The sequence below is a fragment of the Mycobacterium asiaticum genome (assembly GCF_001668675.1).
GTDB lineage: Bacteria > Actinomycetota > Actinomycetes > Mycobacteriales > Mycobacteriaceae > Mycobacterium > Mycobacterium asiaticum_D.
In genome coordinates, this window is record NZ_LZKQ01000177.1 from 1 (window position 1) to 23,041 (window position 23,041).

A 23,041-nucleotide genomic window follows, 5' to 3' on the forward strand; every position below is an offset into this window, starting at 1 on the left:
CCCGCCTACCACAGCGAGGTCCACCACGTCACCGGCTGGACCACCACCGGGCGCACCGACATCACCGACCTCACCCTGGCGTGCGGACCCGACAACAAACTGGCCGAAAAAGGCTGGACCACCCGCAAAAACACCCGCGGCCACACCGAATGGCTCCCACCCGCCCACCTCGACCACGGCCAACCACGCATCAACACCTTCCACCACCCGGAGACACTCTTCGCGGATGACGACGACGATGATCCCTAGCCGCGCAGGGCCTTCGGCGGGACGGTGCACGCCGCCAGCGCGGCGGCGTCAATGGTGCGCGGCCGGTACGGCAGCGTCGTCAGCCGCGCCGACATCAGAGCCACCAGGTCATCGGGTAGGTCGCCGGCGAGACCGGACAAGAACGCCCACTCGTGCTCGTCGCTGCCGAAATAGACCACGGCAGGGAAGGTTTCGTGGAACCGGCGCCAGGACCGTCGCAACGTTTCATTCCGCCATAGCGTTGGGCAGCCGGCCTGGTCGACCACCACCTGGCCGATCCCGCGGCATCGTTCCAAGAAGCCGGCATCATACAGGCGGTTGTGCTGAGCTGTCTCGGCGCGTTCGTCGGGCAGATCGATGACCACAATGTCGTAGGTCTCGGGGCAGTGCTCGACGAAGTCCCAGCCGTCGCGGTAGTGCACCGTGACCGGTCCGAGTCCTTGTTCGGCTCCGCGCAATTCGTCCACCGTGTAGCCGTAGGGCAGGTGTTGCGCGCAGAGCCGGACCGCGTCACGGTCGATGTCGACGTGGTCGACGTGGGTGGCTCCGGCCGCAACCGCGAGCTGACTCACCACGCCCTCGCCGGAGCCGATGATCAGCACCCGCTCGATCCGCTCGGCCAGCAGCAGCGCCGGAACAAGCAGGGCCTCGTGATAGACCAGCTGGCTGAACTCCGTGCTCTGCCGTTCGCCGTCGCTGAACAACGCGATGCCCTGCGAGGTCCGGCCGATCACCAGCTGCTGGTACTCGGTCCGCACGTCACAGATGACCTCCGAGAGCCACCAGTTCCGGGTGAGTCCCGGAGCCAGCGGTTCCACGATCGTCCGCCCGCTGCCAACGGCTGGCATGAAATACGTTGCCAACGGCGGGAATCCGTTGAAGTCGACGGATGCGTAACTCGCCGTGTAGGCGCCGGCGTCCTCGATCCGGACGGAGTCCCCCGGCCGCAGCGTGACCGGCAGCGGATAGCTGCGGTAGAGCACGTCGTCCCCGTCGCACGTTGGACCGGCGACCACCGCGTCTCCGACGGCATCACCGTCACGTTGGGTGCGTAACGGATACCTGATGTACTCGTTCTCGGTCTCCGCCATTCCCCCATAGCGGCCGATGTCGAGATACACCCAGCGGCGGCCGTCGGTGCCGGTGCGCACCGACACCACCTCACACTCGATCCACCCGGCAGAGCCCACGATCACCCGTCCCGGCTCGATCACCAATTGTGGTGGGCGAGAGCCGAAATATCGGTCCAGCGCCGACGTGATGGTGTCGGTCACCACCGTCAGGGATGGCGCTCCAATCGCATACGGCAGCGGGAACCCACCCCCGACGTTCAGCGTGGGCAGCTCGCCGTAGACATCGAATATCTCTGCAGCACTGCGGATCCCCAGTTCCCACGCGCTCGGGTCCAGCTGTTGCGATCCGACATGAAAACACACTCCCTCCGGACTTAGTCCCAGCTGCCGAGCCTGGCGCAACAGCCCAGAAGCCTCTTCCGGCGCGCAGCCGAACTTGTGCCCAAACGGAGTGACCGATGCCGGAAACTCCGGCGCCACCCGGCATTCCACGCTCGCGCCGGGAGCATGCTCGGCCAGCACAGCCACATCGTGCGCAGTGTCGAAGACGAACCGCCGCACCCCGGACGCATATGCGCGCGCCACCGCCACAGGTTTCTTGACGGTATTGCCGAAGGTCAACCGCCCGCCGTCGATACTGGCCGCGGCGCAGGCGTCGACCTCGCCCAAAGATGCGACATCGAATTCGGCCCCCTCGGCGGCGAGCAAGCGCAGCACCGGCTCGGCCGGATTCGCCTTGACCGCGTAGCGAATCTGCGCACCCGGCAGCGCGGCCCGCAGCGTATGGAAATTTTCGCGTACCCGATCGAGATCGATCCTCAGATAGGGCGTCTCCGGCACACGTCGCAGATTAGCGGCCGGTTCAGTTCGGCGGATGAGCCGGCAGCGAGAAGTGCTCGGGCGGCACTTCCGGACCACTCGGCGGCTGGGTGGCGAGCGGTGTCGTGATGCCGTCCATGACCTCGGTCATGTTGCCGGTGAGGAGTTCGAAGTTCAGGACCCCGTGCTGAAAGTTCTGGGTGATGCGCAGTGGTTCGTGGATTTCTGCGCTGGTGGGTAGCCCCAGCGGTCCGCGTTCGTAGCTCTGCGCCGCCCAGGCGTCGTAGATGGCGCCCCCGACCGGCTGGGCGCCGGTCTCGGGCGACCAGTACATGGCGCCCTTGGCGAACGTTGCGAACCGCGAGCCGTTCGCGCCCTCGGCCTCGGGTGAGGTCGGAGCGCCCAACGCGCTGGTCATCCCGCCGATGGCCTGCCAGTGCTGGTAGATCGCACCACCTTCCAGCGCCTTGATCAGTTCTTCTGGCGGATCGTTGAAATGCGCTGCAATGTCTCTGATCTCGTCCATCAACGCATAGGCGGCATTGCCGGGGCAGTCGGTGTTGCCGACATCGCGGTGGGTGAAGATGGTCGGCAGCTTCGCGACGGCGCCGCTGGGATAGGTGGTGTAAGAGCTGCCGGCCGACACCAATTCCACGGTGCTTTTGGGGTCGACGTCGGCGATGCCCAGCCGCCAGCCCAGCAGTCGGCCGACGGCGCGGAGCTGTAACGGGGTGGGCGCCACGTCGTCGAAGTTGCCGAGCATCGCCACACCCCAGGTGTCCTGGTTGAACCCACCGGTGTGGAAGGCCTCCACCGGCTTCGTCAGTCCGCCGGCACTGCCCTCGAAGACCTGCCCGTATTTGTCGACCAACGCGTTGTAGGCGATGTCGCACCAGCCCAGCGTTTTGCTGTGGTAGGTGTAGATCGCCTTGACGATGCCGGCCGATTCCAGCGGCGAGTAGTCGTTGCTGCCGGCCGTGTGGTGGACCACGGCGGCGCGCACGGAGCGGTCATACTGCGGGCTGCCGCACCGCAACGATTCGTCAGCGCCCCATTCCGCGCGGCTGATGATCGGCGGTGCCTGGCCCGGCATGTTGACGCCGGTAGGCGGCGTCCAGTGGGTTTCCGCGGGTGCCCGCGGCGGTGAGATGAGTATTGCGTTGATGTTCTGGCCGAACGGTTGCTCCTTGGTCACCGGTCGATAGCCCAAGCCGGGCGCGCCCGGGGTGGGCGGCGACTGGGTTACGGGCGCATCCACCGGCCGGGTCACCGCGATCTGCACCGCGGTGGTGGTGCCGACGAAAACGGGGTCGGTGCTGCGCGGGTCCCCGGTGGCTCCGGCGCCGTTGGGCGCCGACGTCTGGAACTCGGTCTGATACCAGGGACCCCACGACCCGTCGGGCCGCTTGGCGCGCACCCTAGTGGAGGAGCCGGCCAGGTCTCCGGTCAACGCGACCAGCGAGAACGGGGTGTCCTGGGTGAGCTCGCGCACGGTCACGCCGCCACCCAGGCCGATGAGCGGCCGTTCGCTCAGCTGGGTGTCGCGCGCCGCCGCGGGCGGTTGCGGTCCGGTCGGGGGACGCATCAATACCCAGGTCACGATGACAACCGTCGCCAAGGCGGCAGTGAGCAGCATCGTCGGAGCGCGACCGCGGGGCACCAGGCGATGTTACGTGTGTGTCTGGTGTTTCATATGAGGCGACACGGGTACGGGGGGCGAAAACCTGTCGACGGCACCGCAGAGGAACTCCGCGGTGCCGTCCAGTGACAGGTTCGTAGGGTTTAGACGGGCGGAGCTTCCGGCACGATCGCCGCGGGCACTGCCGCCGGCGCCGCCGGAGCGGCTGCCGGCAGTGCGGCCGCCGCGGGAATGCCTGGCACGGCAGGCACGGCTGGCGCAGCCGCAGCGCCGGCGGCTGCGGGCAGTGCCGCACCGGCTGCGGGCAGTGCCGCACCGGCGGCCGGCAACGCGGCACCGGCAGCGGGCAGCGCCGGTGCGCCGGGTATTGCCGGAACACCGGGCAGCGCGGGCGCCGCACCGGCCGGGGCTCCTGCGGCACCACCCTGGACGCCCTGCATGATCGCCGGCATCACCAGACCCTTGAGCAGATCGATCGCCTGGCTGGCGCCCAGCTGGTTGGCCGCTTGCATCAGGTCGTTGACCAGACCGCCGCCGCCACCGCCACCGCCGCCGCCCGAGCCGACCGGGCTGAGCGGAGTCAGGCCGCCGCCACCGCCCAGACCAGAGGTGTCACCAAGGATCGGGTAGGTGCCATCCGCGCCCGGGTCCAGGCCGACCGGCGTGGTGATCGGAACCTCGCCGGTGCCGGTCGCCGGGCTCAGCGCCGACGGGCTGCTCAGGCCTGGCGCCACGCCGGTGGGGCTGGTCAGCGCCGGGTTGACACCCGTGCCGGTCGCCGCGGTCGGCGCCGGCAGCGTGGTACCGGGCAGCGCCAACGACCCGGGCGTGCTGGGCGTCAGAGCGGTGCTGGGCGACAGGCCGGGGCTGGTCAGGCCGGGACTGGTCAGGCCACCCCCGCCGAGGCCGGGACTGGCCAGGCCCGGGGTGGTTCCCAGGCCGGTGGTACCCAGCCCGGTGCTGGCGGCACTGGTGCCGCCGAGCGCGGGAACCGGGGGCAGGTTCACCCCGAACTGGGACAACCCCTGCGAGAGGGCGCCGATCAGTTCGCTGGGCAGGTCGGCGACGTTCGCCGCCCGCTTGAACTCGTGGTGTTCCACCGGTTTGTTGTCGGCGGTCGACTCGTAAACAAGGAAGTAGGCACACGGACTTGCGACGGCCAGGGCGGCGACCGCGCTCATGGTCTTCGAGAGCTTGCGTCGGCGTCGGTTCGGCACGGAAGTCTCCTCAATCTGGATTATGTGGAGTCGGGTCTTAGACCCACACGACCGATGGTACGAGTGAGAATGCTGTGACTAGAGTGGCGAGACCGAATCGTGAGGTGAGTGGTTCACAGGTGTGACGTTCGACCGACGTCTGGCCTCGTATCCTCTGATACCTGGGAAAACCGGGAGCCCCCCGCCCGCCAAATCGGGTTTTGGCTGCGAGGTCCGATACCCTAGGCAACCGATGACTTCTCCTTCAGGTCGCTATGACCTCTATGTCGTCGGCTCCGGATTTTTCGGCCTGACGATTGCCGAGCGCGTGGCTACCCAACTCGACAAGCGGGTTCTCGTTGTCGACCGGCGCCCGCACATCGGCGGTAACGCCTATTCAGAACCCGAACCGCAGACCGGGATCGAGGTCCACAAGTACGGGGCCCACCTGTTCCACACCTCCAATAAGAAGGTGTGGGACTACGTGCGTCAGTTCACCGAGTTCACCGACTACCGGCACCGGGTGTTCGCGATGCACAACGGGCAGGCCTACCAGTTCCCGATGGGGTTAGGCCTGGTGTCGCAGTTCTTCGGCCGTTATTTCAGTCCCGAGGAAGCCCGCAAGCTCATCGCCGAGCAGGCGTCCGAGATCGACACCGCCGACGCGCAGAACCTCGAAGAGAAGGCCATCTCGTTGATCGGCCGGCCGCTCTACGAGGCGTTCGTGAAGGGCTACACCGCCAAGCAGTGGCAGACCGATCCGAAGGAGCTGCCGGCGTCGAACATCACCCGGTTGCCGGTGCGCTACACCTTCGACAACCGCTACTTCAGCGACACCTACGAGGGCCTGCCGGCCGCGGGTTACACGGCGTGGTTGCAGAACATGGCCGCCGACGACCGCATCGAGGTCAGGCTGAACACCGACTGGTTCGACGTCCGTGACGAACTGCGCGCCGCCAACCCGGACGCCCCGGTTGTCTACACCGGGCCGCTAGACCGCTACTTCGACTACGCCGAAGGCCGACTCGGCTGGCGCACACTCGATTTCGAGGTGGAAGTGCTGCCGATCGGCGACTTCCAGGGCACGCCGGTGATGAACTACAACGATCCCGACGTCCCCTACACCCGCATCCACGAGTTCCGTCACTTCCACCTCGAGCGCGATTACCCGACCGACAAGACGGTCATCATGCGCGAGTACTCCCGGTTCGCCGATGACGACGACGAGCCCTACTATCCGATCAATACCGAGGCCGACCGCGCCCTGTTGGCCGCCTATCGTGCCAGGGCGAAGTCCGAGACGGCGTCTTCGAAGGTGCTGTTCGGCGGACGCTTGGGCACCTATCAATATCTGGATATGCATATGGCCATTGCCAGCGCTTTGAGCATGTACGACAACGTCCTTGCGCCGCATCTGCGAGACGGCGCCCCGCTGATCGAAGAAGGCGCCAAATGAGTGCCGTGAGCCTGCTGTCGCGCATCATCCTGCCGCGGCCGGGTGAGCCGCTCGACGTCCGCAAGCTCTACCTCGAGGAGTCCACCACCAACGCCCGTCGCGCGCACGCGACCAGCCGCACGTCGCTCGAGATCGGCGCCGAGTCCGAGGTGTCGTTTGCGACGTACTTCAACGCGTTCCCGGCCAGCTACTGGCGGCGCTGGTCGATCTGCCCCGCCGTGGTGCTGCGCGTCGAACTCGTCGGAACCGGACGCGTCGACCTCTACCGGACCAAGGCCACCGGGGCGCGGATCTTCATCGAAGGTCGCGAATTCGCCGGCAGCGAGGACCAGCCCCAGGTGCTGGAAATAGAGGTGGGACTGCGGCCGTTCGAGGACGGCGGCTGGATCTGGTTCGACATCACCACCGACACCAGGGTCACCCTGGTCAGCGGCGGCTGGTATGCGCCGATGCCGGCCCCGGGCACGGCCAACATCGCCGTCGGGATCCCGACGTTCAACCGGCCGTCGGACTGCGCCAACGCGCTGTCCGAGCTCACCGCGGATCCGCTGGTGGACGAGGTGATCGGCGCGGTGATCGTGCCCGATCAGGGCACCCGCAAGGTGCGTGACCACCCGAACTTCCCGGCGGCGGCGTCGAAACTCGGTGCCCGCCTGTCCATTCACGACCAGCCCAACCTGGGCGGTTCCGGCGGCTACAGCCGGGTGATGTACGAGGCGCTGAAAAACACCGACTGCCAACAGATCCTGTTCATGGATGACGACATCCGCATCGAGCCGGACTCGATTCTGCGGGTGCTGGCGATGAGCCGGTTCGCCAAGAGCCCGATGCTCGTCGGCGGCCAGATGCTGAACCTGCAGGAGCCCTCGCACCTGCACATCATGGGCGAAGTGGTGAACCGGGCGAACTTCATGTGGACCGCCGCGCCGCACACCGAATACGACCACGATTTCGCCGAGTACCCGCTCAGCGACAACGAGGACAAGAGCAAGCTGCTGCACCGGCGCATCGACGTCGACTACAACGGCTGGTGGACCTGCATGATCCCGCGGCAGGTTGCCGAGGAGCTGGGCCAGCCGCTGCCGTTGTTCATCAAGTGGGACGACGCCGATTACGGGCTGCGGGCCGCCGAGCACGGCTACCCGACCGTCACGCTGCCCGGTGCGGCAATCTGGCACATGGCGTGGAGCGACAAGGACGACGCCATCGACTGGCAGGCCTACTTTCACCTGCGCAACCGGCTGGTGGTCGCGGCCATGCACTGGGATGGTGACATCTCCGGCCTGGTCCGCAGCCACCTCAAGGCGACACTGAAACACCTTGCCTGTCTTGAATATTCGACGGTGGAGATCCAGAACCGGGCCATCGACGACTTCCTGGCGGGGCCGGAGCACATCTTCTCGATCCTGGAATCGGCGCTGCCCGAGGTACACCGGCTGCGCAAGGCCTACCCGGACGCGGTGGTGCTGCCGGCGGCCAGCGAACTACCCGCGCCGCTGAACATGACCCGGGAGATGAAGCCACCGGTGAACCCGGTGACCATCAGCTACCGGCTGGCCCGGGGGATCCTGCACAACATGAAGGCAGCCGACCCGGCGCACCACGTGCGGCCCGAGTACAACGTGCCCACCCAGGACGCCCGCTGGTTCCGGCTGTGCACGGTCGACGGCGTCACCGTCACCACCGCCGACGGGTGCGGCGTGGTCTACCGGCAGCGTGACCGGGCCAAGATGCTCTCGCTGCTGTTCCAGTCGATCCGCCGGCAGCGCAAGCTGGCCCGCCGGTTCGATGAGATGCGCCGGGTCTACCGCGAAGCGTTGCCGGTGCTGTCCAGCAAGCAGAAGTGGGAGACGGTGCTGCTTCCCAGCGGCGCGGCAGCCAGCCAAGAGCCCAGACATGGCTGATACCGCGGAGTCACCGCGCGGCGAGGTTGCCGCGATGGTGGCCGTTCAGTCGGCGCTGGCCGACCGTCCCGGGGCGCTGGCCGTCACCCGCGCGATGTCGCACTTCGGCGAGCACAGCCTCGGGTGGCTGGTGGTGGCACTGCTCGGGGCGATTCTGTCCCCGAGCCGCCGCCGGGAGTGGATCCTGGCCGGCGGCGGCGCCTTCGCCGCCCACGCGGCCGCCGTCCTCGTCAAGCGGGTGGTACGGCGTGAACGGCCGCACCACCCGGCCGTCGCGGTGAATGTCGGCACGCCCAGCCGGCTCAGCTTCCCGTCGGCGCACGCAACTTCCACGACGGCCGCGGCGATCCTGCTCGGCCGGGTGACCGGCCTGCCGCTGCCAGCGCTGTTGGTCCCGCCGATGGCGCTGTCGCGAATATTGCTGGGCGTGCACTATCCGAGCGACGTGGCCGCGGGTGTCGCGCTCGGCGCCGGGGTCGCCGGACTAGCCGTTCGGGTTGACAGCGCGGCTCGAAAGAGGTGGGTGTGATGAGCGACGACGCGACGAAGGTTGCTGGACCGCCGGGGAACCTGGTCGCCGGGGTGATCAAGGCGATCCGCCCGCGGCAGTGGGTGAAAAACGTGCTGGTGCTCGCCGCGCCGTTGGCCGCGTTGGGCGGCCCCGACCCCTACGACTACAAGAAATTGGCGTTCCAGGTCACCGTGGCGTTCGTGGTGTTCAGCCTCGCCGCGTCGGCGGTGTATCTGGTCAACGACGCGCGCGACGTCGAAGCGGACCGTGAACATCCGACCAAGAGGTTCCGGCCGATCGCGGCCGGCGTCGTGCCTGAATGGCTGGCGTACGCGTTGGCCGTGGCCCTCGGCGTCGGTTCGCTGGTGCTGGCCTTCTGGCTGACGCCCAATCTGGCCGTGGTGATGGCCGTCTATCTGGGCATGCAGCTGGGCTACTGCTTCGGCCTCAAACACCAAGCGGTGATGGACATCTGCATCGTGTCGTCGGCGTATCTGATCCGCGCCATCGCGGGCGGTGCTGCCACGAACATCTACCTGTCCAAATGGTTCCTGTTGACGGCGGCATTCGGGTCGCTGTTCATGGTGGCCGGCAAGCGCTACGCCGAGCTGCAACTGGCCGAGCGCACCGGCGCGGCCATCCGCAAGTCGTTGGAGAGTTACACCAGCACCTACTTACGTTTCGTATGGACGCTGTCGGCCACCGCGGTGGTGTTGTGCTACGGGCTGTGGGCCTTCGAACGCGACGGCCGCAACGGATCCTGGTTCGCGGTGTCGATGATTCCGTTCACCATCGCGATCCTGCGGTACGCGGTGGACGTCGACGGCGGGCTGGCCGGAGAGCCCGAGGACATCGCGCTGCGCGACCGGGTTCTGCAAATGCTGGCGCTGGCGTGGATCGCAACAGTTGGTGCTGCTGTTGCTTTCGGCTAGCGAAAAGTTCAAAGCGCTACAGCAGGCGGCGCTGGCGCGCCGGGCGCCGGCGCGGCGGGTCAAGTGGCCGGTCTTTCCCTTCGATCTGAGCGTTCGAGTGAGCCTATGGGTCAGCGTGGCGGTGGTCGCCGTGCTGTTCGGGTGGGGTGCCTGGCAACGCCGCTGGATCGCCGACGACGGATTGATCGTGCTACGCACGGTGCGAAACCTGTTGGCCGGCAACGGTCCGGTGTTCAATGCCGGGGAGCGGGTGGAGGCCAACACCTCTACGGTCTGGACCTATCTGCTGTACGTGGCCAGCTGGGTGGGCGGCCCGCTGCGCTTGGAATACGTGGCCCTGGCCGTTGCCCTGACGCTGTCCGTGCTGGGCGTGGTGCTGCTGATGCTGGGCACCGCCCGGTTGTTTGCTCCCAGCCTGCGCGGCCGCCGGGCGATCATGTTGCCGGCCGGGGCGCTGGTCTACATCGCCGTCCCGCCCGCCCGCGACTTCGCGACGTCCGGGCTCGAGAGCGGGCTGGTGATGGCTTATCTCGGGCTGCTGTGGTGGATGATGGTTTGCTGGGCGCAGCCGCTTCGGGTGCGCCCGGAGAGCCGGTGGTTCATCGTCGCGCTGGCCTTCGTCGCGGGCTGCAGCGTGCTGGTGCGTCCGGAGCTGGCGCTGATCGGTGGGGCGGCGTTGGTCATGATGATGATCGCCGCGCGCAGCTGGCGACGGCGGGGTTTGATCGTGCTGGCCGGCGGCCTGCTGCCGGTGGCCTACCAGATCTTCCGGATGGGCTATTACGGACTGTTGGTGCCGGGGACCGCGCTGGCCAAGGACGCCGCCGGAGACAAGTGGTCACAGGGCCTGATCTATCTGTCGAACTTCAACCGGCCCTACGCGCTGTGGGTGCCCGTCGTCCTGCTGGTGCCGTTGGGAATCGTGCTGATGGCGGCGCGGCGCAGGCCTTCGTTCATGCGGCCGGCGCTCGCGCCGGATTACGGACGGGTGGCCCGCGCGGTGCAGAGTCCGGCCGCAGTGGTGATCTTCATGGTCGGCAGCGGCTTGCTGCAGGCGTTGTACTGGATCCGCCAGGGCGGCGACTTCATGCATGGCCGGGTGCTGCTGACGCCGCTGTTCTGTTTGCTGGCACCGGTGGCGGTGATCCCCGTGGCGATTCCCGACGGGAAGGACTTCTCGCGCGAGACCGGCTACTGGGTGGCCGGCGCGGTCAGCGTGCTCTGGCTGGGTGTCGCCGGCTGGTCGTTGTGGGCGGCGAACTCGCCGGGCCTCGGCGACGACGCCACCCACGTCACCTACTCCGGGATCGTCGACGAGCGCCGCTTCTACGCCCAGGCCACCGGCCGCGCGCATCCGCTGACGGCCGCCGACTACCTCGACTACCCGCGCATGGCCGCCGTCCTGGTGGCCCTGAACAACACCCCGGACGGGGCGCTGCTGCTGCCGTCGGGCAATTACACCCAGTGGGACCTGGTGCCGATGATTCCGCCCGGCAGCTCGCCCGGGGTTCCGGCCACCCAAAAGCCGCAACACGCGGTGTTCTTCACCAACCTCGGCATGCTGGGCATGAACGTGGGCCTGGACGTCCGGGTACTGGATCAGATCGGGTTGGCCAACCCGCTGGCCGCGCACACCGAACGGCTCAAGCACGGGCGGATCGGCCACGACAAGAATCTGTTCCCCGACTGGGTGGTTGCCGACGGGCCCTGGGTGAAGTGGCCGCCGGGCATCCCCGCTTACCTCGATCAGCAGTGGGTGGCCGAGGCGGAGGCGGCGCTGCAGTGCCCCGGCACCCGCGCGGTGCTGAACTCGGTCCGGGCGCCGATGACGCCGCGCCGCTTCCTCTCCAACCTGCTGCACTCGTTCGAGTTCACGCAGTACCGGATCGATCGGGTGCCGCGGTACGAACTCGCCCGCTGTGGACTGCCGGTTCCGCACGTCCCACCGTCCCCGCCGCGGGAATGAGCGCCGGGCGAAATCGGCGTCCGTTCGACGCACTTGCAAATATTTTTTTCCGCGACGCGGTCCCGACACCGATTCTGGTACTGCCATGAGACTGGCAGCAACATCACATCTGGCCTTCACCTGCGTGCACCCGGCGGTGGGCACATGCGGAAATGCCGATGCGAGACCCGCTTTCGGCCTCGTAAACGGGCCCGGATCACGCCCGGATAACGCCGCCAGCGACCTCCTGGAGAAGAGCGGTTGGGGCATCGTGTGGTTGACTACACGAGCACTGCAGCGCCGCGTGCGTGCAGTCTGACCCAAATCGGGACGCGCCCTCCAAGCACAGCGATGCGCAAGGATGCGCCCAAAAGGATGAGGATGAGGAAGCAAGGATGAAGCTTGTTGACAGGTTTCGTGGTGCCCTGACGGGGATGCCGCGCCGTCTCGCCGTGGGAGCCGTTGGTGCGGCCCTGCTGGCGAGTGTGGTCGGTTTCGTCGGCGGCTCGGCGACCGCGAGTGCGTTCTCGCGTCCGGGCCTTCCGGTGGAGTACCTGCAGGTGCCGTCGGCGGCAATGGGACGCAGCATCAAGATCCAGTTCCAGAGCGGTGGAGCCAACTCGCCCGCGCTGTACCTGCTCGACGGCATGCGTGCACAGGACGACTTCAACGGCTGGGACATCAACACACCGGCGTTCGAGTGGTACAACCAGTCGGGCATCTCGGTGGTCATGCCCGTCGGTGGCCAGTCCAGCTTCTACAGCGACTGGTACAACCCGGCCTGCGGTAAGGCCGGCTGCACCACGTACAAGTGGGAGACCTTCCTGACCAGCGAGCTCCCGGCCTACCTGGCGAGCAACAAGCAGGTCAAGCCGACCGGCAGCGCTGCCGTCGGTCTGTCGATGGCCGGTTCGTCGGCGCTGATCCTGGCCGCCTACCACCCCGACCAGTTCGTCTACGCCGGCTCGCTGTCGGCGCTGCTGGACCCGTCCCAGGGCATGGGGCCGTCGTTGATTGGCTTGGCCATGGGTGACGCCGGTGGCTACAAGGCCTCCGACATGTGGGGCCCGAAGGAAGACCCGGCGTGGCAGCGCAACGACCCGTCGCTTCAGGTCAGCCGGCTGGTCGCGAACAACACCCGCATCTGGATCTACTGCGGTAACGGTAAGCCGTCGGACCTCGGTGGCGACAACCTGCCCGCCAAGTTCCTGGAAGGCTTCGTGCGCACCAGCAACATCAAGTTCCAGGACGCCTACAACGCGGCCGGTGGCCACAACGCGGTGTTCAACTTCGACGCCAACGGCACGCACGACTGGCCGTACTGGGGCTCGCAGCTGAACGCCATGAAGGGTGACCTGCAGAGCACGCTGGGTGCGACCCCGGGCGCCGGTCCCGCGACCGCTGCTCAGGTCGGGGTGAACCAGGGCACCGGCACTGGCACCTAAACCACAGGCGTAAGAACCGCTGCAAACGGCGGCGACCCACTCGGGTCGCCGCCGTTTGTTATCGGCTTGTCAGCTCCCCTTTATCCCGCCGATACAGGTGTGGTTAGCTACCTTGCGGGCAGGATGCGCTGCGCGGCGAAACACCATGGAGGTGCACATGAGGGGTCTGTCGGTGCTGGTACGACTGCTCGGCGTTGCCGTGCTGGCAGTCGCCTTCGCTGGGCTGGCGGCCGGGGGGTCACTTGGTCTCGCGGGTCACGCCAAGGCGGCCCCGTACGAAACCCTGATGGTGCCCTCGGGAGCGATGGGCCGCGACATCCCGGTGGCGTTCCTGGCCGGCGGACCGCACGCCGTGTACCTGCTGGACGCGGCCGACGCGGCGCCGGACGTCAGCAACTGGGTCACCGCGGGCAACGCGATGAACACCCTTGCCGGCAAGGGAATTTCGGTGGTGGCGCCGGCCGGTGGTGCCTTCAGCATGTACACCAACTGGGAGCAGGACGGCAGCAAGCAGTGGGACACGTTCCTGTCCAGCGAGCTGCCTGACTGGCTGGCGGCCAACAAGGGGCTGGCGCCCGGCGGGCACGGCGTGGTCGGCGCTTCCCAGGGTGGGTACGGCGCGATGGCGCTGGCCGCCTTCCACCCCGACCGCTTCGGCTTCGCCGGCTCGCTGTCCGGGTTCCTGTACCCGTCGGAAACCTTCACCAACGGCGCGATCCTGGCCGGGCTGCAGCAGTTCGGCGGCGTGGACGGCAACGGCATGTGGGGCGCCCCGCAGCTGGGCCGTTGGAAGTGGCACGACCCGTGGGTGCACGAGGCGCTGCTGGCGCAGAACAACACCCGGGTGTGGGTCTGGAGCCCGACCGCGGGGGGTGCCAGCAATCCCGCCGCCATGCTCGGAGCTCAGGACGCGGCGATGGGCACCAGCCGCAACTTCTACCAGCACTACCGCGAGGTCGGCGGCCACAACGGCCACTTCGACTTCCCGGGCGGCGGTGACAACGGCTGGGGCTCGTGGGCCGGGCAACTCGGCGCGATGTCCGGCGACATCGTCGGCGCGATTCGCTAGCCCGCGGATTCGACCCGACATCCGACCTGACGCCGGCACCCTGAGGGCCGGCTGAGAATCCGCGGGAGTGCCCTGACGGGCCGGTACCGTGTATTGAGGTGAGTCAGGGCGCGAAGTGGCGCTCCCGCATCTTTGTGCAGACCACTTGCCCCCATCCGGACACTGTTAGCGGGAGAACATGGCCAACAACGCCCGTCGTAAACGCCACCGACGCCTGGCCTGGCTGGCGGCCGGCTCGCTGGCCTTGGTGGTCGCGCTGGTCATCATCGGCGGAGTGATGCTGCTGCGCCACCAGGACGTGCCGCCCAGCGCGGTGCCGCCGGGCGTGCTGCCGACGGGGCCGACCAGCTCCCACCCGAAGAAACCGCGTCCGGCTTCCCAGGACGCCTCCTGCCCGGACGTGCAGTTGGTCTCCGTTCCCGGCACCTGGGAATCCTGGCCTACCGACGACCCGCTGAACCCGACGCAGTTCCCGCGGGCCCTGTTGCTCAACGTGACCGGACCGATCAGCCAGCAGTTCGGTGGCGGCCGGGTGCAGACGTACACCGTTCCCTACACCGCCCAGTTCCGGAATCCGCTGTCCGCCGACGGGCAGATGAGCTACAACGACAGCCGCGCCGAGGGCACCCGCGCGACGGTCAAGGCGATCACCGACATGAACAACAAGTGCCCGTTGACGAGTTACGTCATCATCGGCTTCTCGCAGGGTGCCGTGATCGCCGGTGACGTCGCCAGCGACATCGGCAATGGGCGCGGTCCGGTGGACGAGGACCTGGTTCTGGGTGTGACGTTGATCGCTGACGGGCGGCGTGAAGAGGGGGTCGGTAACAACATTCCCCCGACGCCGCCGGGCGTGGGCGCGGAGATCACGCTGCACGAGGTTCCCGTGCTCGCCGGCCTCGGCCTGACCATGACCGGGTCCCGTCCGGGCGGCTTCGGCGACCTCAACGGCCGCACCAACGAAATCTGCGCCGAAGGCGATCTGATCTGTGCCGCCCCTAAGGAGGCGTTCAGTCCCGCCAACCTTCCCACCACGCTGAATACCCTCGCGGGGGGCGCGGGACAGCCCATCCACGCGCTGTACGCCACGACGGACTTCTGGAGTTCGGACGGCCAGTCCGCTACCCAGTGGACGCTGAACTGGGCGCAGGGCGTGCTGGACAAGGCTCCACATCCCAAACACGGGTGAGCTCTGTAGCTGGATTATCTAGCTGGGCTATTAGACACACCGCTCGTGCGGCGGTAAGTCACGCGATCAGGCGTACCTTGTGATTTGGTCTGCCGCTCGCGGCCCCTTAACATTAAGAGAAAATTAAGAGGATGTGGTTGACCCGCTTGGGTCGAAGTTGGCTGAGACACGCGCCGTTCGAAGACAGGCGCTGGTCGGGGCCAAGCCGCGCGTAGAACTTCCGTCGGCTTGGCCGACACCTAGAGAGCTTTTAACAGAGAGGGCGACATGGCGTACCACAACCCGTTCATCGTGAACGGAAAGATCAGGTTTCCGTCCAACACCAACCTGGTCCGGCACGTCGAGAAATGGGCGAAGGTGCGTGGCGACAAGTTGGCGTACCGGTTCCTGGACTTCTCCACCGAGCGCGACGGTATCGAACGCGACATCCTCTGGTCGGAGTTCAGTGCCCGCAACCGCGCGGTCGGTGCCCGGCTGCAGCAGGTCACCCAGCCGGGTGACCGGATCGCCATTCTTTGCCCGCAGAACCTGGACTACATGGTCTCCTTCTTCGGCGCGCTGTACTCCGGCCGGATCGCCGTGCCGTTGTTCGACCCGTCCGAGCCGGGCCACGTCGGCCGGTTGCACGCGGTGCTCGACGACTGCACGCCGTCGACCATCCTGACCACCACCGAGTCCGCCGAGGGCGTGCGCAAGTTCATCCGGGCCCGCTCGGTCAAGGAACGGCCCCGCGTGATCGCCGTCGACGCGGTGCCCAACGAGGTCGCCCAGACCTGGGTGGAGCCCGACGCCGACGAGAACACGATCGCCTACCTGCAGTACACCTCCGGATCCACCCGCACCCCGACCGGTGTGCAGATCACCCACCTGAACCTGCCCACCAACGTGCTGCAGGTGCTCAACGCGCTGGAGGGCGCCGAAGGCGACCGCGGCGTCAGCTGGCTGCCGTTCTTCCACGACATGGGGCTGATCACGGTGCTGCTGACGTCGGTCCTCGGCCAGAGCTTCACCTTTATGACCCCGGCCGCGTTCGTGCGCCGGCCCGGCCGTTGGATCCGTGAGTTGGCGCGCAAGCCGGGGGAGACCGGCGGCACCTTCTCCGCCGCCCCGAACTTCGCCTTCGAGCACGCCGCGGTGCGCGGCCTGCCCCGCGACGACGAGCCGCCACTGGACCTGAGCAACGTCAAGGGCATCCTCAACGGCAGCGAGCCGGTGTCGCCGGCGTCCATGCGCAAGTTCTTCAAGGCTTTCGAGCCCTACGGTCTGCCCGAAACCGCGATCAAGCCCTCCTACGGGTTGGCCGAGGCGACGCTGTTCGTCTCGACCACCGCGCCCGACGCGACCCCCACGGTCATTCACGTCGACCGCGACGAACTGAACAAGCAGCGCTTCGTGCAGGTGCCCGCCGACTCGCCCAAGGCCGTCGCGCAGGTTTCCGCCGGCAAGATCGGCGTCGACGAGTGGGCGGTCATCGTGGACCCGGACACCGCCAGCGAGTTGCCGGACGGGCAGATCGGTGAGATCTGGCTGCACGGCAACAACCTGGGTATCGGCTACTGGGGCAAGGAAGAGGAAACGGCCAACGTCTTCAAGAACATCCTGAAGTCGCGGGTCAACGAGTCGCACGCCGAGGGAGCCCCCGACGACGGACTGTGGGTGCGCACCGGTGACTACGGCACCTACCACGACGGCCACCTCTATATCGCGGGTCGGATCAAGGACCTCGTCATCATCGACGGCCGCAACCACTACCCGCAGGACCTCGAGTACACCGCGCAGGAATCCACCAAGGCGCTGCGGGTGGGCTACGTGGCGGCGTTCTCGGTGCCGGCCAACCAGCTGCCGCAGAAGGTGTTCGACGACCCGCACGCCGGCCTGAAGTTCGACCCCGAGGACACCTCCGAGCAGTTGGTGATCGTCGGGGAGCGGGCGGCCGGTACGCACAAGCTCGAGTACCAGCCGATCGCCGACGACATCCGCGCCGCCATCGCCGTCGGGCACGGGGTGACCGTGCGCGACGTGCTGCTGGTCCAGGCCGGCTCCATCCCCCGAACCTCCAGCGGCAAGATCGGCCGGCGCGCCTGCCGCGCGGCCTACATCGACGGCAGCCTGCGCAGTGGCGTTGGCTCGCCGACGGCGTTCGCCGCCAACAACTGAGCGCAGAACCAAAAGCGCAGAACTAAAGGTAATCAATGTCTGACATCAGCGATTCCCAGGAGAACCTGCCCGCCACAAGCGCCGAGCCCGCCAAGAAGACCGACATGACGGTGAAGACCAACATGACGGTGCCCGAAATGCGGCAATGGCTGCGCAACTGGGTCGGCAAGGCGGTCGGGAAATCTCCCGACGACATCGACGAGTCGGTACCCATGGTCGAGCTCGGCCTGGCGTCGCGTGACGCGGTGGCGATGGCGGCCGACATCGAAGACCTGACCGGAGTCACCCTGTCGGTCGCGGTCGCGTTCCAGCACCCGACCATCGAGTCGCTCGCCACCCGCATCATCGAGGGCGAGCCGGAGACGGCCGATGACGACTCCGATGACGCCGACTGGACCCGCAACGGTCCAGCCGAGCGGGTCGACATCGCGATCGTCGGCCTTTCCACCCGCTTCCCGGGCGACATGAACTCCCCGGAGGAGACCTGGCAGGCGCTGATGGAGGGTCGGGACGCGATCACCGACCTGCCCGAGGGCCGCTGGTCGGAATTCCTCGAGGAGCCCCGACTGGCCGAGCGGGTGGCCAAAGCCCGCACCCGCGGCGGCTACCTCAAGGACATCAAGGGCTTCGACTCCGAGTTCTTCGCGGTGGCCAAGACCGAGGCCGACAACATCGACCCGCAACAGCGGATGGCGCTGGAGCTCACTTGGGAGGCGCTGGAAAACGCCCGGATCCCGGCGTCCAGCCTGCGCGGTGAGTCGGTCGGCGTGTTCGTCGGTGTCACCAACAACGACTACGGATTCCTGGCGATCTCCGACCCGACCGTCGCGCACCCCTACGCGATCACCGGTAACTCGGGCGCGGTCATCGCCAACCGGGTGTCCTACTTCTACGACTTCCGCGGGCCGTCGGTCATGGTCGACACCGCGTGCTCGAGTTCCCTGGTGGCGATGCACCAGGCCGTGCAGGCGCTGCGCAACGGCGAGGCCGACGTGGCGATCGCCGGTGGCGTCAACGCCCTGGTGACGCCGGCCGTCACGCTGGGCTTCGACGAGATCGGCGCGGTGCTGTCCCCGGACGGCCGGATCAAGTCGTTCTCCGCCGACGCCGACGGCTACACCCGTTCCGAGGGCGCCGGCATGGTGGTGCTCAAGCGGGTTGACGATGCCCGCCGCGACGGCGACCAGATCCTGGCCGTCATCGCCGGCAGCGCGGTCAACCACGACGGCCGCTCCAACGGCCTGATCGCCCCCAACCAGGACGCGCAGGCCGATGTGCTGCGCCGGGCCTACAAGGACGCCGGCATCGACCCGCGCACCGTCGACTACATCGAGGCGCACGGCACCGGCACCATCCTGGGTGACCCGATCGAGGCCGAGGCGCTGGGCCGGGTCGTCGGCAAGGGCCGTCCGGCCGATCGGCCGGCGCTGCTGGGCGCGATCAAGACCAACATCGGCCACCTGGAGTCGGCCGCGGGTGTGGCCAGCATGGCCAAGGTGGTGCTGGCGCTGCAGCACAACAAGCTGCCACCGTCGATCAACTTCGCCGGCCCGAGCCCCTACATCGACTTCGAGGCCACGCGTCTGAAGGTGATCGACCAGCCCACCGACTGGCCGCGCTACGGCGGCTACGCGCTGGCCGGTGTGTCCAGCTTCGGGTTCGGTGGCGCCAACGCGCACTTGGTCGTGCGTGAGGTATTGCCGCGCGATGTCATCGAGAAGCAGCCGGAGCCCGAGACCTCCCCGCAAGCCGCGGTGGTGTCGGCCGGCGGCGACCTGGCCGAACCTCAGGGCCACTCGCTGCGCTTCGACGAGTACGGCGAGATCATCACCGACGACGCCCCGGTGGCCGCCGCCGAGGATGAGCCGGAACTGCCCGGCATCACCGAGGAGGCCCTGGCGCTCAAGGCGGCGGCGTTGGAAGAGCTTGCCACGCAGGAGCTTCCGGCCCCGGTGATCCCGTTGGCGGTGTCGGCGTTTTTGACTTCGCGCAAGAAGGCCGCCGCCGCCGAACTGGCGGACTGGATGGAGAGTCCCGAAGGCCAGGCGTCGTCTTTGGAGTCGATCGGTCGGTCGCTGTCGCGGCGCAACCACGGCCGTTCCCGCGCGGTGGTGCTGGCCCGCGACCACGAGGAGGCCATCAAGGGCCTGCGCGCGATCGCCGAAGGCAAGCAACGACCCAACGTCTTCAGCGCCGACGGGCCAGTGACCAACGGCCCGGTGTGGGTGCTGGCCGGGTTTGGTGCGCAGCACCGCAAGATGGGCAAGAGCCTGTATCTGCGCAACGAGGTCTTCGCCGAGTGGATCGAGAAGGTCGACGCGCTGATCCAGGACGAGCTGGGCTACTCCGTGCTCGAACTGATCCTGGACGACTCGCAGGACTACGGCATCGAGACCACGCAGGTCACCATCTTCGCGATCCAGATCGCGCTGGGCGAGTTGCTCAAGCACCACGGCGCCAAGCCCGCGGCGGTCGTCGGGCAATCGCTGGGTGAGGCCGCGTCGGCGTACTTCGCCGGCGGCCTGTCGCTGCGGGACGCCACCCGCACCATCTGCTCGCGTTCGCACCTGATGGGCGAGGGCGAGGCGATGCTGTTCGGTGAGTACATCCGGTTGATGGCGCTGGTGGAGTACTCCGCCGACGAGATCAAGACGGTGTTCTCCGACTTCCCCGACCTGGAGGTGTGCGTCTACGCCGCACCCACCCAGACCGTGATCGGCGGCCCACCCGACCAGGTGGACGCGATCATCGCCAGGGCGGAGTCCGAGGGCAAGTTCGCTCGCAAGTTCCAGACCAAGGGCGCCAGCCACACCCAGCAGATGGACCCGCTGCTCGGTGAGCTCGCCGCCGAACTGCAGGGCATCAAGCCGATGAGCCCGACGTGCGGCATCTACTCGACCGTGCACGAGGGCAGCTACATCAAGCCCGGCAGCGACCCGATCCACGACGTGGACTACTGGAAGAAGGGGCTGCGGCACAGCGTCTACTTCACCCACGGCATTCGTAACGCGGTCGACAGCGGGCACACCACCTTCCTCGAGCTCGCGCCCAACCCGGTGGCGTTGATGCAGGTGGGGCTGACCACGGCGTCGGCCGGTCTGCACGATGCGCAGCTGATCCCGACGCTGGCCCGCAAGCAGGACGAGGTCGAGTCGATGATCTCGGCGATGGCCCAGCTGTACGTGCACGGCCACGACCTGGACGTGCGGACGCTGTTCACCCGGGCTTCTGGTCCCGAGGACTATGCGAACATTCCGCCGACCCGGTTCAAGCGCAAGGAGCACTGGCTGCCCGTGCACTTCTCCGGCGACGCGTCGGTGATGATTCCCGGCAACCATGTCGCGCTGCCCGACGGCCGGCACGTCTGGGAGTACGCACCGCGGGACGGCCAGGCCGACCTGGTCGCGTTGGTGAAGGCGGCCGCCACGCAAGTGCTGCCGGACGCCACGTTGACGGCGGCCGAGCAGCGTGCGGTGCCCGGCGAAGGCGCGCGGTTGGTGACGACGCTGACGCGTCATCCCGGCGGCGCCTCGGTTCAGGTGCACGCCCGCATCGATGAATCGTTCACCCTGGTCTACGACGCGCTGGTGACCCGGGGCGGTACCGAGTCGGTGCTGCCGGCGGCGGTCGGCGCGGGCACGGCGGTCGCCGTTTCGGCGGCCAGTCCGGTCACCGAGACGGCGGGCTCTCCGGTTCAGCAGGACGATGCCGCCGAGACGCTCACCGACAGCCTGACCAACCGGTACCTGCCTTCGAACGTGGGCCGGTGGTCGCCGGATTCCGGCGAAACCATCGCCGAGCGGTTGGGCACCATCGTGGCCGCGGCCATGGGCTACGAGCCCGAGGACCTGCCGTGGGAGGTCCCGCTGATCGAGCTCGGCCTGGACTCGCTGATGGCGGTGCGGATCAAGAACCGGGTCGAGTACGACTTCGACCTGCCACCGATCCAGCTGACCGCGGTGCGCGACGCGAACCTGTATGCCGTGGAGAAGCTGATCGAGTACGCGATCGAGCACCGCGACGAGGTGCAGCAGCTGCACGAGTACCAGAAGACGCAGACAACCGAGGAGATCGCGCGGGCGCAGGCCGAATTGCTCAGCGGTGCATCGCCGGCCAGCCTGGTGGCGCCGGCGCCGGACCCGCAGGCCGAGCCGCAGACGCAGCCCGAGCCGCAGACGCCTTCGGCACAGCCGGAGACGCAGGCGGCACCGCCGCCGTCGGACGTGCCGATTCCGCCGCCCCCGACCAACCCGCTGGGCCCGTCGGGCGCCAACGGCAACAGCAACGGCACCGGCGACAAGGCGCCGGATCTGAAGGGCGCCGCTGAGGCGCTCAACCAGGAGGCGGTCGCCCAAGCGCTCAACTCTGACGTACCGCCGCGCGACGCCGCCGAACGGGTCACGTTCGCGACGTGGGCGATTGTCACGGGCAAGTCAGCCGGCGGGATCTTCAACCTGCTGCCGAAGCTGGACGAGGCCACGGCGGAGAAGATGGCGCAGCGGCTGTCCGAGCGCGCCGAGGGACCGATCACCGCAGAGGACGTGCTGAGCTCGCCGAACATCGAGGCGCTGGCCGACAAGGTCCGCCAGTACCTGGAGGCCGGCGTCATCGACGGGTTCGTCCGCACGCTGCGGGCGCGTCCGGAGGGCAGCTCCCGGCCCCCGGTCTTCGTCTTCCACCCGGCCGGCGGATCCACCGTCGTGTACGAGCCGCTGCTCAAACGGCTGCCGCCGGACGTGCCGATGTACGGCTTCGAGCGGGTCGAAGGGTCGATCGAGGAGCGGGCCGCGCAGTATGTGCCGAAGCTCATCGAGATGCAGGGCGACGGGCCCTACATCCTGGCCGGCTGGTCGCTGGGCGGGGTGCTGGCGTACGCCTGCGCGATCGGGTTGAAGCGGGAGGGCAAGGACGTCCGCTGGGTCGGCCTGATCGACGCGGTGCGTGCCGGCGAGGAGATCCCGCAGACCAAGGAAGAGATCCGCAAGCGCTGGGACCGCTACGCGAAGTTCGCGGAGAAGACGTTCAACGTCACGATCCCGGAGATCCCGTACGAGCACCTGGAGACCCTCGACGACGAGGGCCAGGTCCGGTTCGTGCTGGACGCCGTCAGCCAGAGCGGGGTGCAGATCCCGGCCGGGATCATCGAGCACCAACGCACGTCGTACCTGGACAACCGCGCGATCGACACCGCCGAGATCCAGCCTTTCGATGGGCATGTCACGCTCTACATGGCCGATCGATACCATGACGACGCGATCATGTTCGAGCCGCGGTATGCCATCCGCAAGCCGGATGGCGGCTGGGGCGAGTACGTTTCCGACCTCGAGGTCGTGCCGATCGGTGGCGAGCACATCCAGGCCATCGACGAGCCGATCATCGCCAAGGTCGGCGAACACATGAGCCGTGCGCTGGACAAGATCTCGGGTGAGCCGGACAGAGTGGAACAGGTGAGGTAGG

The 23,041-nt window shown here is 67.7% G+C and carries 13 protein-coding genes and 1 pseudogene; 11 read left to right on the top strand and 3 right to left on the bottom strand.

Annotated features, from left to right (window positions below):
* Window positions 1–249, top strand: a pseudogene (locus tag A9X01_RS15080) (HNH endonuclease signature motif containing protein); the annotation flags it as partial.
* Here A9X01_RS15080 and A9X01_RS31375 read toward each other — a convergent pair.
* From A9X01_RS31375 to A9X01_RS15095, 3 genes are all read right to left on the bottom strand, one after another.
* The gene (locus A9X01_RS31375; RefSeq protein ID WP_081282397.1) at window positions 246–2,162 is read right to left on the bottom strand and encodes a spermine/spermidine synthase domain-containing protein; all 1,917 of its coding nucleotides are present in this window, start codon (window positions 2,160–2,162) and stop codon (window positions 246–248) included. The pseudogene A9X01_RS15080 and the gene A9X01_RS31375 overlap by 4 nt on opposite strands.
* A 22-nt stretch (window positions 2,163–2,184) precedes the next feature.
* The gene (locus A9X01_RS15090) at window positions 2,185–3,777 is read right to left on the bottom strand and encodes an LGFP repeat-containing protein (RefSeq protein WP_065121540.1); all 1,593 of its coding nucleotides are present in this window, start codon (window positions 3,775–3,777) and stop codon (window positions 2,185–2,187) included.
* A 146-nt stretch (window positions 3,778–3,923) separates the two neighbouring features.
* Complete coding sequence (locus tag A9X01_RS15095; RefSeq protein ID WP_065121541.1) at window positions 3,924–4,997, bottom strand: hypothetical protein; 1,074 nt, start codon at window positions 4,995–4,997, stop codon at window positions 3,924–3,926.
* Between the two features lie 232 nt (window positions 4,998–5,229).
* Between A9X01_RS15095 and glf the strand changes: the two genes are divergently transcribed.
* From glf to pks13, 10 genes are all read left to right on the top strand, one after another.
* Window positions 5,230–6,432, top strand: a complete 1,203-nt coding sequence (glf, locus tag A9X01_RS15100) for a UDP-galactopyranose mutase (RefSeq protein ID WP_065121542.1) — start codon at window positions 5,230–5,232, stop codon at window positions 6,430–6,432.
* Complete coding sequence (locus tag A9X01_RS15105; protein WP_065121543.1) at window positions 6,429–8,336, top strand: glycosyltransferase; 1,908 nt, start codon at window positions 6,429–6,431, stop codon at window positions 8,334–8,336. The genes glf and A9X01_RS15105 overlap by 4 nt, the downstream gene beginning before the upstream one ends.
* The gene (locus A9X01_RS15110; protein WP_065121544.1) at window positions 8,329–8,865 is read left to right on the top strand and encodes a phosphatase PAP2 family protein; all 537 of its coding nucleotides are present in this window, start codon (window positions 8,329–8,331) and stop codon (window positions 8,863–8,865) included. Before A9X01_RS15105 ends, A9X01_RS15110 begins: the two co-directional genes overlap by 8 nt.
* Window positions 8,865–9,779: a decaprenyl-phosphate phosphoribosyltransferase gene (locus A9X01_RS15115; RefSeq protein ID WP_065121545.1), complete on the top strand. Its 915-nt coding sequence runs from the start codon at window positions 8,865–8,867 to the stop codon at window positions 9,777–9,779. Before A9X01_RS15110 ends, A9X01_RS15115 begins: the two co-directional genes overlap by 1 nt.
* 31 nt (window positions 9,780–9,810) lie before the next feature.
* Entirely contained in the window at window positions 9,811–11,745 is a 1,935-nt protein-coding gene (gene aftB / locus A9X01_RS15120; RefSeq protein ID WP_065121557.1) for a terminal beta-(1->2)-arabinofuranosyltransferase, read from the top strand.
* Between the two features lie 374 nt (window positions 11,746–12,119).
* The gene (gene ag85A / locus A9X01_RS15125) at window positions 12,120–13,169 is read left to right on the top strand and encodes a diacylglycerol acyltransferase/mycolyltransferase Ag85A (protein ID WP_065121546.1); all 1,050 of its coding nucleotides are present in this window, start codon (window positions 12,120–12,122) and stop codon (window positions 13,167–13,169) included.
* 157 nt (window positions 13,170–13,326) lie between these two features.
* The gene (locus tag A9X01_RS15130) at window positions 13,327–14,238 is read left to right on the top strand and encodes an esterase family protein (RefSeq protein WP_081282401.1); all 912 of its coding nucleotides are present in this window, start codon (window positions 13,327–13,329) and stop codon (window positions 14,236–14,238) included.
* Between the two features lie 178 nt (window positions 14,239–14,416).
* Entirely contained in the window at window positions 14,417–15,427 is a 1,011-nt protein-coding gene (gene culp6, locus A9X01_RS15135; RefSeq protein ID WP_065121548.1) for a carboxylesterase Culp6, read from the top strand.
* Window positions 15,428–15,694: 267 nt separating this feature from the next.
* Window positions 15,695–17,584: a long-chain-fatty-acid--AMP ligase FadD32 gene (fadD32, locus tag A9X01_RS15140; RefSeq protein WP_065121549.1), complete on the top strand. Its 1,890-nt coding sequence runs from the start codon at window positions 15,695–15,697 to the stop codon at window positions 17,582–17,584.
* A gap of 35 nt (window positions 17,585–17,619) precedes the next feature.
* On the top strand, window positions 17,620–23,040 hold the full coding sequence (gene pks13 / locus A9X01_RS15145) for a polyketide synthase Pks13 (protein ID WP_065121550.1): 5,421 nt from the start codon (window positions 17,620–17,622) through the stop codon (window positions 23,038–23,040).
* Window position 23,041: the final 1 nt, after the last annotated feature.

Bases quoted from the DNA above. Each gene is read 5' to 3' on its own strand.
- A9X01_RS15090 (WP_065121540.1), bottom strand. From the start codon at position 3,777: ATGCTGCTCACTGCCGCCTTGGCGACGGTTGTCATCGTGACCTGGGTA.
- glf (WP_065121542.1), top strand. From the start codon at position 5,230: ATGACTTCTCCTTCAGGTCGCTATGACCTCTATGTCGTCGGCTCCGGA.
- A9X01_RS15105 (WP_065121543.1), top strand. From the start codon at position 6,429: ATGAGTGCCGTGAGCCTGCTGTCGCGCATCATCCTGCCGCGGCCGGGT.
- A9X01_RS15110 (WP_065121544.1), top strand. From the start codon at position 8,329: ATGGCTGATACCGCGGAGTCACCGCGCGGCGAGGTTGCCGCGATGGTG.
- A9X01_RS15115 (WP_065121545.1), top strand. From the start codon at position 8,865: ATGAGCGACGACGCGACGAAGGTTGCTGGACCGCCGGGGAACCTGGTC.
- ag85A (WP_065121546.1), top strand. From the start codon at position 12,120: ATGAAGCTTGTTGACAGGTTTCGTGGTGCCCTGACGGGGATGCCGCGC.
- A9X01_RS15130 (WP_081282401.1), top strand. From the start codon at position 13,327: ATGAGGGGTCTGTCGGTGCTGGTACGACTGCTCGGCGTTGCCGTGCTG.
- culp6 (WP_065121548.1), top strand. From the start codon at position 14,417: ATGGCCAACAACGCCCGTCGTAAACGCCACCGACGCCTGGCCTGGCTG.
- fadD32 (WP_065121549.1), top strand. From the start codon at position 15,695: ATGGCGTACCACAACCCGTTCATCGTGAACGGAAAGATCAGGTTTCCG.
- pks13 (WP_065121550.1), top strand. From the start codon at position 17,620: ATGTCTGACATCAGCGATTCCCAGGAGAACCTGCCCGCCACAAGCGCC.